The organism is Aminobacter sp. GW821-FHT11F06, from assembly GCF_058808215.1.
The window spans coordinates 70,493-85,204 of the sequence record NZ_JBXARL010000005.1; the positions used below are offsets into that span (position 1 = coordinate 70,493).

The 14,712-nt window shown below is 61.2% G+C and carries 15 protein-coding genes and 1 pseudogene; 4 read left to right on the forward strand and 12 right to left on the reverse strand.

The window, feature by feature from the left end; genetic code table 11:
• Positions 1 to 44 precede the first annotated feature (44 nt).
• The 6 genes from AC1RTB_RS14005 to AC1RTB_RS14030 form a co-directional block, all read right to left on the reverse strand.
• A complete protein-coding gene (locus tag AC1RTB_RS14005; protein ID WP_492881870.1) occupies positions 45 to 1,067 on the reverse strand; it encodes an ABC transporter permease subunit in 1,023 nt (340 codons plus the stop codon).
• 41 nt (positions 1,068 to 1,108) lie between these two features.
• Entirely contained in the window at positions 1,109 to 2,647 is a 1,539-nt protein-coding gene (locus AC1RTB_RS14010) for a sugar ABC transporter ATP-binding protein (RefSeq protein ID WP_492881871.1), read from the reverse strand.
• A gap of 10 nt (positions 2,648 to 2,657) precedes the next feature.
• Positions 2,658 to 4,133, reverse strand: coding sequence for a mannitol dehydrogenase family protein (locus AC1RTB_RS14015; RefSeq protein WP_492881872.1), 1,476 nt, complete (start codon positions 4,131 to 4,133; stop codon positions 2,658 to 2,660).
• An 89-nt stretch (positions 4,134 to 4,222) separates the two neighbouring features.
• Positions 4,223 to 5,182 (reverse strand): ABC transporter substrate-binding protein, encoded by a 960-nt coding sequence (locus AC1RTB_RS14020; protein WP_492881873.1) that lies wholly within the window; start codon positions 5,180 to 5,182, stop codon positions 4,223 to 4,225.
• A 178-nt stretch (positions 5,183 to 5,360) separates the two neighbouring features.
• Positions 5,361 to 6,446 carry a LacI family DNA-binding transcriptional regulator gene (locus tag AC1RTB_RS14025; RefSeq protein WP_492881874.1) on the reverse strand — a complete coding sequence of 362 codons (1,086 nt, stop codon included), beginning with the start codon at positions 6,444 to 6,446 and terminating at the stop codon, positions 5,361 to 5,363.
• Between the two features lie 77 nt (positions 6,447 to 6,523).
• Positions 6,524 to 7,093 (reverse strand): glucose-6-phosphate isomerase family protein, encoded by a 570-nt coding sequence (locus tag AC1RTB_RS14030; protein WP_492881875.1) that lies wholly within the window; start codon positions 7,091 to 7,093, stop codon positions 6,524 to 6,526.
• Positions 7,094 to 7,401: 308 nt separating this feature from the next.
• Between AC1RTB_RS14030 and AC1RTB_RS14035 the strand changes: the two genes are divergently transcribed.
• The 3 genes and pseudogenes from AC1RTB_RS14035 to AC1RTB_RS14045 all read left to right on the forward strand — a co-directional run bounded on the left by AC1RTB_RS14035 (position 7,402) and on the right by AC1RTB_RS14045 (position 9,156).
• Complete coding sequence (locus AC1RTB_RS14035) at positions 7,402 to 7,575, forward strand: type IV toxin-antitoxin system AbiEi family antitoxin domain-containing protein (RefSeq protein ID WP_492881876.1); 174 nt, start codon at positions 7,402 to 7,404, stop codon at positions 7,573 to 7,575.
• Positions 7,576 to 8,205: 630 nt separating this feature from the next.
• Positions 8,206 to 8,585 (forward strand): annotated as a pseudogene (locus tag AC1RTB_RS14040) (IS30 family transposase); the annotation flags it as partial.
• 127 nt (positions 8,586 to 8,712) lie between these two features.
• Entirely contained in the window at positions 8,713 to 9,156 is a 444-nt protein-coding gene (locus tag AC1RTB_RS14045) for a DoxX family protein (RefSeq protein WP_492881877.1), read from the forward strand.
• A 24-nt stretch (positions 9,157 to 9,180) separates the two neighbouring features.
• Here AC1RTB_RS14045 and rraA read toward each other — a convergent pair whose 3' ends face one another.
• From rraA to AC1RTB_RS14060, 3 genes are read right to left on the reverse strand one after another with little or no spacing between them, the layout of a single operon-like run.
• Complete coding sequence (rraA, locus tag AC1RTB_RS14050) at positions 9,181 to 9,675, reverse strand: ribonuclease E activity regulator RraA (RefSeq protein ID WP_492881878.1); 495 nt, start codon at positions 9,673 to 9,675, stop codon at positions 9,181 to 9,183.
• 17 nt (positions 9,676 to 9,692) lie between these two features.
• Positions 9,693 to 10,544: a helix-turn-helix domain-containing protein gene (locus AC1RTB_RS14055; RefSeq protein ID WP_492881879.1), complete on the reverse strand. Its 852-nt coding sequence runs from the start codon at positions 10,542 to 10,544 to the stop codon at positions 9,693 to 9,695.
• 40 nt (positions 10,545 to 10,584) lie between these two features.
• Entirely contained in the window at positions 10,585 to 11,109 is a 525-nt protein-coding gene (locus tag AC1RTB_RS14060; RefSeq protein ID WP_492881880.1) for a VOC family protein, read from the reverse strand.
• A 173-nt stretch (positions 11,110 to 11,282) separates the two neighbouring features.
• On the opposite strand from AC1RTB_RS14060, the gene AC1RTB_RS14065 reads away from it, so the two are divergent.
• The gene (locus AC1RTB_RS14065; protein WP_492881881.1) at positions 11,283 to 11,879 is read left to right on the forward strand and encodes a MarR family winged helix-turn-helix transcriptional regulator; all 597 of its coding nucleotides are present in this window, start codon (positions 11,283 to 11,285) and stop codon (positions 11,877 to 11,879) included.
• Here AC1RTB_RS14065 and AC1RTB_RS14070 read toward each other — a convergent pair.
• Genes AC1RTB_RS14070 through AC1RTB_RS14080 form a run of 3 tightly spaced genes read right to left on the reverse strand, consistent with a single transcriptional unit; the run spans position 11,850 to position 14,454 of the window.
• The gene (locus AC1RTB_RS14070; RefSeq protein ID WP_492881882.1) at positions 11,850 to 13,031 is read right to left on the reverse strand and encodes an alpha/beta hydrolase family protein; all 1,182 of its coding nucleotides are present in this window, start codon (positions 13,029 to 13,031) and stop codon (positions 11,850 to 11,852) included. The genes AC1RTB_RS14065 and AC1RTB_RS14070 overlap by 30 nt on opposite strands.
• A gap of 23 nt (positions 13,032 to 13,054) precedes the next feature.
• Positions 13,055 to 13,807: an alpha/beta fold hydrolase gene (locus AC1RTB_RS14075; protein WP_492881883.1), complete on the reverse strand. Its 753-nt coding sequence runs from the start codon at positions 13,805 to 13,807 to the stop codon at positions 13,055 to 13,057.
• A complete protein-coding gene (locus AC1RTB_RS14080; RefSeq protein ID WP_492881884.1) occupies positions 13,804 to 14,454 on the reverse strand; it encodes a glutathione S-transferase family protein in 651 nt (216 codons plus the stop codon). The genes AC1RTB_RS14075 and AC1RTB_RS14080 overlap by 4 nt, the downstream gene beginning before the upstream one ends.
• Positions 14,455 to 14,712 lie beyond the last annotated feature (258 nt).

A 14,712-nucleotide genomic window follows, 5' to 3' on the forward strand; every position in this document is an offset into this window, starting at 1 on the left:
GCCGGCGCGGGATACGTTCTCCACGCGCCGGGTTGGGATTTGTGTCAGGTCCGTGCGCCGGACGTCCTGAGGCGATCAAGGGCGACGGCGCCGATAATCACCAGGCCCTTGATGATGAACTGCCAGATATCGGAGACGCCGGTGAGGATGAGGCCGTTGGACAGAACCGCGATGATGAGCGCGCCGATGAGCGTGCCCCAGATCGAACCGATGCCGCCGACGAAGCTCGTCCCGCCCAAAATGACAGCGGCGATGGCATCGAGTTCGTAAGACTGGCCGAGTTGCAGGCCGTTGGCCGCATAGAGCTTTGCTGCGGACATGACACCGCCGAGCCCGGCCAGCAGGCCGGAAATGCCGTAGACGAAAAGCGTGATCAGCCAAACCTTGATGCCGGCAAGGCGCGAGGCTTCCGGGTTGCCGCCGACGGCATAGATGCGCATGCCGAGCACGGTGCGGCGCAGGATCAGCCATGAAACGACGACGGTCGCAAGCGCGATGATCACAAGCCAAGGGATGCCAAGGAATGTTCCGTTGCCGATGAAGGCGAAGTCGAGGCTGGAGTTGAAGATCGTGTTGTCGCTACCAAAGAGACGTGCAAGGCCGCGCACCGAGGTCATGGTGCCGAGGGTGACGATGAAGGGCGGCAGGCGGAGTGCGGCGATAAGCGCGCCGTTGATCAGGCCGAACCCGGTTCCGACGGCGAGTGCCGCGGGGATGCTCAGCGTGCTTAGGCCGGGCACGAGTGATGCCATCATGGCGACCATGGCGGAAGCAGCTAAAACGGCGCCGACCGAGAGATCGATCCCGCCCGTCAAGATGACAAATGTCATGCCGGCGGCGAGAACCGTGTTGATCGAGGCCTGTTGGGCGACGATCGACAGGTTGTTCCAGGACATGAATCGACCATCCGACCAGCTTAGCGTTCCGGTCTCGACATAGCCGGACAGGAGTTGGAACAGGATCGAAATCAGCACCAGCGCCGGCAGCATGCCGAGCGTACGCATTATCCCGGCAAGCGCAAACTTGCGGCTTGCTGCCCCTGTGGTGGGGCTTGTATTGCTTGTCATAGTCTCCTCCCAAATAAGACTTGCTCGTGGGGCCGGCCGCGTCAGCCCGCTTGTCCGGCATCCGATGTTGCCAGCGCCATGACGGCTTCCTGGGTGATTTCGGCAGATCCAGCGCCACCGCCGAGTTCGCCGGCGATGTGGCCTTCGCGCATGACGACGACCCGGTCGCAGATCCCGATGATTTCGGGCAGTTCGGACGAGATGACCGCGACGCCGACGCCGTTGCGGGCTAGCTGATCGATTAGTCGGTAAATCTCGGACTTGGCGCCGATATCGACGCCGCGGGTCGGCTCGTCGAGGATGAGGACGCGCGGTTTCGTTTCGAGGAGGCGCGACAGCAGGACTTTCTGCTGGTTGCCCCCCGAAAGACCGCCGACCGACGTGTCGGGGGACGCGGTACGGATGCCGGTCGCCTTGATAGCCTCGGCGGCGCGCAGCCGGCCTTTCATCCGGTTCAGAAAACCAGCTGGCCGAGCGTCGTGGGCGATGACACCAAGATTAATGTTCTCCGACACCGACATGTCCAGCATCAGGCCGAGCAACTTTCTGTCTTCAGTGAGGTAGGCGATCCCGGCATTGATCGCGTCGAGCGGGGAGCGGATGTCCACCTCGCGGCCGTCGACCGCGATCGTTCCGGAAACCTTCATGTCGGCGCCGTAGACGAGGCGCGCCAGTTCCGTGCGGCCCGCTCCGACGAGGCCGGAAATTCCGAGAACCTCGCCCTCGTGGATGTCTAAGGAACAGGGCTGCACACGGCGGTGGTCAGAGAGATCGCGGACCGAAAGGATGGTTCGGCCCCGGCTGCCATGGGCATCGTGCTCCTTCTTGTAGAAAGAGGAGAGGTCGCGGCCGACCATCATGCGGACCACTGCAGCGGGCGAAATGTCGCCGCGCTCCAATGTGCCGACATAAGTTCCATCTCGCAGCACCGACACGCGGTCGGAGAGTTCGTAGACCTCCTTCATGCGGTGGCTGATGTAGACGATGGCAAGCCCTTCGGACTTTAGTTGGCGGACCAGTGCGAACAAGCGTTCGGTCTCCCGGTCCGAGAGCGTAGTCGTTGGTTCGTCCATGATCAGCACGCGCGATTGCGCATGGACTGCACGGGCGATCTCAACCAACTGCCGTTCGGCGATTGAGAGGCCTGCAACCTTGTCGCGCGCGGTAAAACTTGCCCCGAGGCGTTTCAGCACACCCTCTGCGCCGGAGACCATGGCCTCGCGGTCAATCAAGCCATTCTTGCCGAGCTCGCGACCAAGGTGAATGTTCTCCGCGACGGTGAGGTTGGGAGCGAGTGCCAGTTCCTGGTAGATGATCGCGATGCCGAACTGCATGGCCGACATCGGGCCGGAGATCGCGACCTTCTGGCCGTCGATCAGGATTTCCGATCCTTCATCTGGCACATAGGCGCCAGAGAGGATTTTCATGAGTGTCGATTTGCCGGCGCCGTTCTCGCCCATCAGGGCGTGGATCTCTCCAAGCCGGATATCGAGGGATACATTGGAAAGAGCGCGGATTCGCCCGAATGTTTTTGAGACGTTGCGCACCTCGAGGAAGGGATGATGCGTGTCTGTCGTCATGGAAGCCTCCCTAGACCAGGAGCCGAGCCAGAGTTTCGGCAGTTCCTGTGGTTTCGAGTTGGACAACGAGGCTCAAATAGGCCTCGACGAAGCGTGGGCTCTGCCGCAGGTTCAGGCTGCGGAATGCCTCGATGTCGAGCACTGCAAGTGGATCGCCCGTGCGAACACGGCTCCAGTCGCGTTCGGTAAGATGCGGTTCGAAAACCTCAAAACGCGCTCCCTCATCGTCGACGCCCTGCAGATAGCGCCCGTAGCAAGCCATCAGGAAGGCGATACGCGAAAGGTCGCCCCCATCCTCGAGGAGTTGAGCGATGGTCTTTCCATGGAACACGACGATCTTCGAAGCGCCGTCGCCTGCAACGCGCAGCAACTGGTCCTTGATCGCCAGGTTGGCGAAGCGCTCGATCACCTTGTCCGTGAACGCTTGGACAGAGTAGCCGGCTGGCGGATCGACCCGTGGCTTTCCGTCGATATCCCAGAAGTTTTGGAGAAGCCTCGGAATCTCCGGCCGCTGCATGCCTTCATCGACGTAGCGCGAACCCATCAGGAGTGACGGATAGCACATCAACATATGAGCGGCGTTGGAGAGGCGACCCTTCACTGCGACATATGCCGACACCTCATCGCTAAAAACGACGCCGGCGAGCTCAAGCGGCGGCCGACCCGCACAGAACCGGTCTTCCACCACCCAACTTGTGTAGGTTTCGCATGTCGCGGCAACCAGGTCGTCGACGCCGATCAATCGGGTCACGCGCTGCCGTTCTGCCTCCGGCACCTGGGGTGCGATGCGATCGACCATCGAGTTGGGGAAGGCGCCGTTTTCGTCAATCCAATCTGCCAGCTCGGGGTCGACGGCGCGAGCGAAGGACACGACACCTTTCCGGGTCACATCGCCGTTGCGTTGTAGGTTGTCGCAGGAGAGAACCGTGAAGGGTAGAAGCCCGGCGTCGCGGCGGCGCGCCAGGGCCTGGACGATGTAGCCAAAGACCGTCCTCGGTGTGCCACCGGCGAGATCCTGTCGAACTGCCGGCGCGTCGAGCTGAAATTCGCCCGTGGCTTCATCGATGTTGTAGCCGCCTTCGGTGATGGTCAACGAGACGATCCGCGTTGTGCCGTCCGCAAGGCGCTCCAGCACCCGTGCGGGATCGCTCGGGGCATGGATATAGCCCGCCATGGCGCCGACGATCCGTGTTTCCATCGGCTCGGGGGAGGTGAGGGTGGTTACCGTATAAAGGTTGTCCTGGCGGCGATAGGCTTCCGCCTTTTCGCGGGCAGCGGGTCCATCCGTCAGGCCGACGCCACAGATTGCCCAGTCTTCGTTGCCGGCGTGATGCAGGCAGGTGTCGATAGCGATCGCCTGGTGGACACGATGGAAATTGCCGACGCCGAAATGTACGATGCCCGGCCGCAGTCGGCTTCGGTCGTAGGCCGGCTTGGCGACAGTGGCACCAAAAGCGTCGAGATTGGCAGCGTTGAGTTTGAGCATGATCGGGCGGGCCTTCGTAGTGTTTCACAATGGTCAGGCAGCAGCCCCAGCCCTTACGAGAAGGGGCTGCCGCAGGTCAGCCGGGAGGCTTAGTCTTCGTGCTTGTAATTCCAGCCCTTGTATTCCCCGACATTTTCGCGCGTGACGAGCGTGGAGGGGATCAAGATGAGCGGGTTCTCCGGCTTCTTGCCGTTGATGATGTTGATTGCGGTTTCGACAGATACCTTGGGGATGGCGTAGAAATCCTGGCTCGCGGAGGCCTTGATCATCTCAAAAGCCGGGTCCTTCAGGGCGTCCTCGATGTCGGGCGAACCGTCGACGGACGTGATAAAGAACTCGTTGCGGTTTGCCTGCTTTGCGGCAAGCGCGGTGCCGATGGCTTGCGGATCGTTGATCGTGAAGATGGCGTCGATCTTCGGGAAGCGTGTCAGGTAGCCCTGGGCGACTGTCATGCCACCATCACGTGATCCTTTGCCGTCCTGGTCGTGGGAGAGGATCTTGATGTCCGGAGACTTGCCGAGTGCTTCCTTGCAGCCATTGACGCGTTCGATCACCGACGACACCTGCGGACCGTTCTGGATGATCACGTTGCCCTTGCCCTGAAGCTTGTCGACGATGTACTGGCACGCGACACGGCCCGCCATGACGTTGTCGGTGGTGACGGCGGCATCCGCACCCTCAGCCGACGTGTCAAAGGCGATTACGGGAATGCCGGCTGCCTGCGCCTTCTTGATCGCCGGCGTAATGGCATTCGGGTCGCCCGGATTGAGCAGAATAAAGTCGACACCCGCAGCGATGAAGTTGTCGATCTGGTTGACCTGCTTGCCGATGTCGTAATCGTAGCCGACGGTGGTGACCTGGGCAGACGGGTTGGCCTTCTTGATCAGGCGCGTCGCCGTGTTGCTGATGATGACGAAGCCAGGATTGCCGAGCGAGCCAACCGAGATGCCGACGGATTTGACATCCTTGGCGAGCGACGGTGCGGCAGAGATGGTGACGGCAGCCGCGCCCAGCAGAAGTACCTTGGACAAAGTATGACCGATTTTCATTTTAGAACCTCCTCACAAGAGTGTTTCTCCTCAAAGAGATCGATCTCACTCCCAATGGGATCGATCTCATCGTAAAAGATTTCTCAATTTAGCGTTTTTGTCAACTGAAAATCGAGCGCTTGAGATGGAGGTCTGAAATGCCCGGCCAGGAGCGCTGCCTGCCAACGCGATGAAATCTCTACTTGGTTCCGCCGAGTCGACTGACCGAGCCACGATCGATTAACTCTGTTGGAAGCTCGATGCGCCCGAGCCTTCCCTCTCCCTTGATCTCCCTGATCAACGCGGCAACGGCTGCGCTTCCCAGATCATAGACCGGCCGTCTGACGACCGAGATCGCCGGGGCAACAACCTTTGCCCAAGGCGAATCGTCAAAGCTGATCAGCGACACATCGCGGCCAACCGCCAGGCCCAACTCACTGCAGGCAGTCAGCACGCCGAGGGCCATTTCCTCATTCGTGGCCAGGATGGCCGTCGGCCTTGGATTGAGCATCAAAAGTTCGCGCGCCGCTTGGGTGCTTTCATCGAGATTGCTGCGGCTGTAGCGAATTGCCGGGTTTGGAGCGTCCCTTGCGGAAATCGCCTCCAAGGCGCCGTCGCGCCGATCTTTTACTGTGGAAACGACGCCTTCGGGCTGTGAAATCTTGGGGCCGTTTGCCGCCGCCGTTGCGAGCAGTAGCCCGATATTCCTGTGCCCGTATTCGAGGAACAGCTCCACGGCCTCCCGCGCGCCCGTGCGGTCGTCAGTATACGCGCTGGTCACATCCAGTGCCTCGACCCGACGGTCAAGCAGGACGACCGGTTTCGCCAGTTCATCGTCCAGAATGAGATGCTTGTATATTGAGACGGACGAGGGAACGACGATCAGGCCATCCACCCTGTTTTCCAGCAACACCCTGACGGCGTCGATTTCCTTGTCGATGTTGTCGTCTGTGTTGAGCACGAGGGTCTGATACCCGGCGAGCGTGGCCGTATCGATGATGGCGCGGATTGCGGAGGAGAAGAACGAGTTGCTAATATCGGCGACGACAACGCCAATCGTCTGGGTGGTGCCGGCGCGCATCGCCCGGGCAAGGACGTTTGTGCTGTAGTTCAGCTCCCGGGCCGCCGCCATGACCCGTTCGCGCGTTTCCTCACCGACAAGGCCATAGCCGCCCAGTGCGCGCGCGGCAGTTGCGCGCGAGACTTTGGCCCTCCGCGCCACATCGATGAGCCGAGCGGGGCGGTCGCCAACGGTACGCCGATTTGTTTCTGCGTTCTCCGACACAGTTCTCTCCAATGTCATTCAAAATTCGAATCTGGCCGACGTGCTCGCTAGCCCCGGAAGGCCAAGCGATGTCCAACTCATCCGCCGTGGTAAGCAGGGTTTTCGGTGACCTTGAATCCGTCGCCGTCCCTTACCACACGTTTTCGCATTCCTTTGCGTAGGATTTCACCGTAGTCGTGGCCGGCAAGCGGGCTGCAGACCCAGACGAATACCAGCTTCTCCGTGCCGACGTTGATCGATCGATGGGCCCAGTCCGGAGGAATGAACGCGCAAACTCCCGGCAGCATGTCTACCGTTTCCGTCCGGCCCTGGCGATCCTCCAGCAGCAAGACGCCCTTGCCGCTTTGTGTGTAATAGACTTCGCCAAGATCCCGCCGTTCATGAAAATGCCCCCGGGTCATGTAGAACTCACCGGAAACATCGCCGGCATACATAGTTGTCGTGCCGAAGAAGAGGTCAGAGCCGTCCTTCCGGTACTCGATGACCTCGTAGACCAGGGGATCCGCCTCGCGACGCACCTTTTCGTCCAGTGCGCGCTTGTCCTGAAAAATTGAGGAGAGCGCCGAAAGGCGTTTGGCATACCGCCCGGTCTGCGGTGCCATTTCACCGCTTTGGCCATCGATCTTAATGCCGTCTGGGAGGAGCATGTTTTTATCCCTGCTGACATCGCCCTCGTTGGCGCGTGTCCGTGGGTCGGTCCCGAAGAAGAGTAAGCGAGGATGCGCACCGCGCGCACGGTTTCGGGCACTGGGAAACGATGGACGCTTTTCCATCACAATCGAAATGATAAAACAAAGGGTATCGAATATCCTTCATCTTAAAAGGAAATATTGAAAACACGCCCATCGAGCGCGTGACAAAACCTCTGATAATATCGAGATCGATTAGAGAATTTATGCCCTTGGCGGAAGAATCGTAAAAGGCGAAGCTCAGAAGCCTGCTCAATGCGCGCAGCATGATGCATGCGCATGAACTGCGTGAGGCTGGCATCAGCGAGCAAACGATCGCACGGGCCGTCGAGAACGGTCAAATCGAGCGTATCTCGCGCGGGGTTTATCAAAAGCGTGACGCGGAAGTCGAAGAGAACCAGATCCTCGCCAAAGCCGCTGCCGCAGGCTCCGGATTATGAATTTTCATCATATCGTGTCGATCTTCGTGCTCCCGATGAGGGGCTGTGTGGCGGCTGGATCAGGGCGGAAGGTGAACAGTTGGTGGTGCCAGTTGTGCCACAATTACCGAGAGCGACGAGCCTATTTAGGTCTGCCTAATTTAGTAAATTCATTATTTAGGCATTGTCTGGCGCTGACAGAAGGCGAAGCCTCGTTCGGACAGGCAGGTTTCAAGCGGGGATGGCCAAGGGTGTCAGGTGGGGAGAGTAGCCTCTACGGGACGGAATTCGAGATCCAGCTACGCAACAAGCTGACGCAGCGCGCGGGAATACGCGGACTGGATTCGCAAGAAAGCTCGTCACATTGATTGATCCGCAGGAGAGAATGTTCCCAGACGGCGTATCCGGAAACAGCGATCGCGTCTGGCGCTGCAAATCGACGGTAGACAGTGCGCTGCGCTTGCGATCTTGCCGGGCCCCTAAGGGTCGTGCGCTCCAGTTAGTTCCATAACCTTTGTTATGCGCCAACGACATGTAGCGGCATTTTAGAGATGCGACAGTCGTCGCCTCTTGGGATGCTGGTCGAAGGTCGGCGTTGGGGAGCAAGATCAGCGACTTGCATCGTGGCCACGGCCATCTGTGTTCGGAGTCGTCATGTCTTGTTTGATCGTCACGTCGCAGAATACCTTGAGCGCCCTTCCCCATGCCGCGCGCCGTTCGATCACCTTTGATCGCGGCACCGAATTCACCGACTGGCCACATCTTCAAGCCGGGCTCGGCGTGCAAACCTGGTTCTGCGACCCACGGTCGCCGTGGCAGAAAGGATCGGTCGAAAACACCAATCGCAGAGCCCGCAAATGGCTGCCGCGCGACCTCGCCCTCCCCTGTCGCTCAACGACAGCGACCTGAAGGCTAGTTGCAACCAGCTCAACACCACGCCGCGCAAATGCCACGGCTTCAAGACGCCATCCGAAGCCTTCCGGCAAAAGATGATGACGGCGCTGCGGCGGTCGAAGCAAGTGCGGATGTGACCACGCCCGGCACCTGCTCAATTCGTCCGGAAAAAGCTTAGGGATACAACTAAATGCAGATCTACGCATTGATCGATCGGAATCTGCACCTAACTCGTGGCAGGAACCGAAACAAACGTGAGAGATCATGCTCGAAAATCCAAAGATCCCGCTTGTCATCCCATCGCTCGGCCCGCTCTATGACGGCCTGGCCCCGCTTGGCTATACGGTGCTGCGCGTCATGGCAGGCGCCATGGTCGCCACCTTCGGTGCCGCAAAGCTTTTCACCGAAGGCGGTGCGCAAACAGATATCGACATCATCCGCCAGGTTGGTTTTGAGCCGGCCGAAATCTGGGCCTCGTTCGTTATCTGGCTGGAGTTTCTGGGGGGCTTGGCGATTGCGATCGGTCTGCTGAGCCGACCGGTCGCGGCGATGTTCGTCGGGCTGTTCGGTGTGATCCTCATCACGGTGATGATCCCGCGCTGCGAGAATTACCAACTGTCCGCGCTGTGGTTTGCGGCCTTCGCTTACATCGCGCTGAAAGGGGGCGGAAAGTTCTCGATCGACCGGCTGATCGGTCGCGAGTTCTGATGCCGCCACCGGCCGATGGCCCGTCTAAAGCGGGCCGTCGCTGGTGATGACTGCATCCTCGTCGACATGGACCCAATCCCCTTCGCGGAAGGTAACTCCACCAAAGGTGACCGGACCGGGTGACAAAACCTCGGGCTCGGCCAGGCTACGCCGAGCTGTCGTGCCAAGCGCCCTGACACCTATCCACATGTCGTCAATCGCGGTGCTGTCGCGGATCACCCCGTTGAGGATGATTCCGACCCAGCCGTTCTCGATGGCGATAGCCGCCAAGCGGTCGCCCATCAGCCCCACCCTCATCGAGCCGCCGCCATCGACGACCAGAACCTTGCCGTGCCCATCCTGTCGCAAGGCCTCCAGCACCGGGCGATGGCTGTCACGGGTTTTTAGCGGTACGCAGCGGCCCCTGAAATGGATGCGTCGGCCGAAGCGGCGGAATTGCAGATCGACCACGCGCACGTTATCGGGTGCAGCATCATGCAGGTCCGAGGTGGAGGTGGTCAGGTCGTATTCGTCTTGCATGGCATCTCCGGGGGAAATCAGGCGGCGACGCGGGCGGCAAAGCCCTCGGCCGCGATGGTGATGGTCTGGCGACGGAATTCGCTGGGAGGCAGCGCCAGATGCTGGGTGAAGAAGCGGGTGAAATTGCTGTGGCCGCTATAGCCAAGCTGCTCCGACAGCACCCAGAGCGGCGCATCGTTGCGGGTCAGCCATTCGGTAGCGATCCGCAGCCGCAGGCAGTTCAGGTAATGTCGCGGCGAGATGCCGACGCAGAGCCGGAACTGCTCGAAGAAGCGCGAGCGCGAAAGGCCGACCACCCGGGCCACATCCTCCACCCGCAGGCAGACATCGGCATTTTCCGACATGTAGGCCAGGGCCTTGCGGATGCGGTAGTCGATCGGCCGTGCCCGCTCGGACAAGGGCGCGATGGTGCCATGCTGGACGATCACCGACTGCAGAAGCGTTGCCAGCCGAGCTTCGAACAGGCGCGGATCGACCAGGGAACGGGTCATGATGAACTCGGCCAGGTCCTTAACGAGGACGCTGAGCATGGGCGACAGGTCGGCACCGTCTCGGGCAAAGGGCTGACCGACTTGCGCCAGCCCCAGCCGGGCAGCCAGCCAGGCCGGGTCGATCAGCATGGCCATGATCGTGGTCGGCCCGACGTCCGATGCGGGCTTGGCATGGCACTGCCACGCATTGACCATGACAAACCGCCGGTCGCTGATCTCCGGCGCCTGACCGTCGACCTGCATGGTGACGTCAGCCCCCGAAAGCTTGAAGAACAGGTTCAGTTCGGGATGGGCGTGCTCAACGATCGGCTGGTCGGTCGTGTTGATCGTGACCCGCCCGAACGCGCCTTGAATGATCCAGCTGGCATTCTCGGACATCGGTATCATCCTTCTCTGTGAACGGCGGCGCCAAAGGCGGTCAGTGCGCAGCCGATTGGGTTAGGAACGACCAGTCATGCGTCTTGTCCCACTGCGCGAGAAGCTTTGGCGCTTCTTCGGCATTGCGGGCGATAGTCGCCTCGCTAAGGTCCTCGGGCGCGGCCAACTCAAGCCGATGACCCGACGGGTCGAAGAAGTAAATCGAGTGAATGAAGCCGTGATCGGTGACACCCACGACCTTGATGCCCATGGCTTCCAGCCGGGCCTTGGTCTCTTCCAGCACGGCGACGCTTTCGACCTCGAAGGCGAAATGCTGGATCCAGTCGGGCGATTCGAGATCCTTCATGTTGCCCGGATCCTCCGGCACCTCGAAGAAGGCGATCGAGCTCCCGTCCTCCATTTCGAAAAACAGATGCGCATGCGGGCTGTAGAGCCCGGTCGACGGTACGTGGTCGCTGCCCACCATGTGTGAGAATTTCAGTCCCAGAACCTTGGTATAGAAATCGGCCGTCTCGCGCGCGTCACGGCAGCGATAGGCGGCGTGATGAAGCTTCTTGCAAAGCATGAACTCTCCTCCATGAAAATCCGGGGCCTTCCCCTTGGAAAACTTACCCATACAATACTTGTATATGCAGGCATTTTAATTGTGAAGGGACATGCTTATAGTCGGGGCAACGCGGGTGCGAAGCGCGGCGCCTGCCGCCGGGCTTCGACAAGACGGATGAAGGACATGATTGCATGACAAAAATCGACAAGGACGCCACCGCTGACCAGCTCGGCGGCTTCACTGTCAGTTGGCGCGGATCGCACCGCAAGGACGGTGACGGGCGCGAGGTCTTCGTCATCGAGGACAGCTTGCATCACCTGACCGCGCTGGCCGGGCGCGTGATCGGGCGCTCATTGGGCTTGCGGCTGCAACCCTATGGGGTTTCGACCGGGCAATGGCCGATCCTCGTGCATCTGTGGGAGACCGACGGCCTGTCGCAGCGCGAGCTGTGTGAACGTATCGATATCGAGGAAAGCTCGATGACGCGGGCGCTGGACGGTATGGAGCGGTCAGGGCTGGTCAGCCGCGAACGCAGTCCCGAAGACCGGCGACGCTACCATATCCGCCTGACGCCGCGGGGCCATGAACTGCGCGACCAGTTGCTGCCCGAGATGAACCAACTGGTGGCGGATATCACCGCCAACTGGCACGATGCGGATGGCGACCGGCTCCGGGTCATGCTGCGCAAACTGATCACAGCTGCCCGCGCCGATCAGGCACGCGATGACCGGAACACCAACGTCACGGCCACACAGGTCTCAAGTATCGCCGAACCCGTGCCGCGCTGACCAGTCGAGCAGCGCCGCGATGCAATCGCGCAACTGGTCCGGCTGGTCCTTGTAGTAGTGGTTCGCGCCGGCAATCTCGACATACTCCTTGTCGCGCGTGCCAAGCGCGTCGCGGATGATCGGGTTGTGGGTCGCAGGTGTGGCGTCGTCAGCCTGATTGACGATCTGGAGAACCGGCACCTGTCGCACCCGCGCCGCATTGCGCGCGCCGTTCACGTTCGAGCGGTCATAACTCCACTGGCTGAGCCAGGACCGCAAGGTCGAGAACCGTGCCAGTCCCACCGGCCCGACATTCACCGTGGCCGGATCCCCTAGGTAGCACCAGTACGGTCGCCTGCCGTTCGGATCTACCGTCGGGTCCAGCCAGCGGGGATCGGCCATCGTGCGATGGACGATGAAACCACGTTCCTGTTCAGGCCCGCCGCGTCTTTTCAACCGCTCGAGCATCTCGTCGGCCCAGGCGGTGATGCGACGGTTGCGGGCAATCTGAGCCTTGCGGTAGCGAGCCACGAATGCCGCCGTGTAGGGCGGCGGGTGAGCCGCTACAGGCGCGTAAAGGTCCAGTGAGGGATCGCGGAGCTCGGGATCGGTCTCATCTACGACCGAGGCGTCAAGCCATTGGGTCAGCGTCTCGGCCCGGGACAGATGCGCAGCGATGAAGATGATACCGTCGGCCCGCGGCAGATCGGCTCGGGTCAGGTCATAAACATCGCCCGCCGGCGTCTGCGTCACGGTTGGAGCCTCGGCCTGACCCTGGTAGAACAGGCTGAGCGAGCCGCCGCCCGACCAGCCCACCAGCACCACCTTTTCATAGCCGCCTTCCTCACGGGCCCAACGTATCCAGGCGCCCATGTCGACGGCGGTTTTTTCCATGATCAGCGCGGTGTCGTTGCGCGCATAGCGGCTGGTGGCAGTGAGCACATGCAGGCCGGCCTTTGCACAGGCAATCGGCATCGGCAGCACGTTCAGCGAGGATGACGGGTGCATGAAGATATAGAGCGTCTTCGATGCGGCGCCTTCGGGCTTCAACAGGTTGCCCTCCAGCGCGATCAGCCCCTGGCTTCCGACGAAGCCGTAGGTCTCGGTGAATGCGGCGGTTTCGCGAAACTGGACCACGACCGCGTGGCGGGTGAACTCATAGGAATGTGGCATGGCGGCTTTCCTGGGCAGACACGTCACGGCACGGCGATGAAATCTTCGACGATACGAGCCAGGCGTAGCGGCATCTCGCACATCGGGTAATGGCCGCACGCAAGCTGGGTTAGCCGGGCATCGGGCAATTTCGCCAGCCAGCTTGCGCGGATATCGTCGATCGAAAGCCCCGCGTCGCGTTCGCCGGCAAGCACCAACACTTCGTGCGGCAGGCCGCTAGCCAACGCAGCGAAGTCTTCGGCCGACCAGGCCTCGAAATAGTCGGCATAGGCAGCCGCGTCGCAGCACGCCATCGAGCGTTCGGCAACAAGCCTCGCCCAGCCTTGCGGCAGATCCTGGCCGGTTGTCACATCGACCAGAAGCGCGCGCAGCGCCACATCATGAGCCGAGTTCCGACAGATCGCCACCAGGTCGTCGCTCAGCGGCGCCTTCCCGGCCCAGACCGGGGTGACGGCCAGGATGCGGCGCACGCGGCTGGGTTGATCCACGGCCAGCCGTAGCGCCGCCTTGCCACCCATGGAGTGGCCGATGACAGAAAAGCTGTCCCAGCCCAGATGTTCTGCCAGCCCAGCCGCGTCGGCAGCGATGGTCGCGATGTCATAGGGTCCGCTCAGATCACGCGACAGCCCATAGCCCCGGTTATCCATGAAAGCGAGCGTCAGCAGATCGGGGTCCAGTGCGTCCAGCATTGGCCGGAAGATCTGCCAGTCGCCGATCCAACCGCCCAGCACGATGGCGTGGGCCGAGCCGTGGCCATGGATGTGATGCCCGATCATGCCTGCACCTTTGTCGGGCTGACAGCGGGCTTGCGAGGCGGCAGCGGCCTGAAGGCGGTGTTGTCCTGCAAGCGCTGATACCATTGCTCGATCCGAGGCAGATCACCGCCCGGACGGACCGCATTCCACATGTTGATGCCATAGGCGACGGCCATGTCAGCCAGTGTCAATGTCGGGCCGGCCAGATAGGCGCGGCCGTCTGATAGTACGTCCTCGATCAATTGCAATTCGCGGACGACACCAGTCGCGGCGAGTGAAAGCTCGGCCTGGGTGGCGGGGGGCAGGCCGGGCGCGCGGCGCAGTGCCAGGTCGGTTAGTCCCTTCAGCGCTGGGGCAAGGTGTGCCAGCTGCCAGTCCATCCATTTTTCTACCGTCGCGCGGGCGCGCGGATCAGTCGGGTATAGGCTCTGGCCGGGAATGATGTTGGCCAGATAGCGCAGGATCGTGTTCGATTCCCACAGGATGAAATCGCCATCCCGGATCACCGGAATGCGGCCTGCGGGGTTCATCGCCAGGAACCCGGAACTGTCGGCACCGCCGAACGGGCCACCAATGTCACGGCGATCATGGAGGATTTTCAATTCCTCGCATATCCACAGCACCTTGCGCACACTCGGCGCCGTATCCCGCCCCCAGACGATTAGCATGATGCCCCTCCCTCGGCTGTCGAAAGACGGGCGAGTATGGCTTGGCGGCGGCTGAGGGTCGTTTCCCGTATGTCCCGGCGCTTGCCAATTCGTCCGGTTCCTTCCACCCCGCCATCCCATGAAAATCGTACGAATTGCACAGTCGGACAACCATCGGGCAAAGCCCCCGCCCCTCTTCCGCGCCTATCCTGCCCATCTGCAACCGCCCCTGAGGAGAGGCCGGTTGCACGATCAACGACACGCAAGGGGAGGAGACCC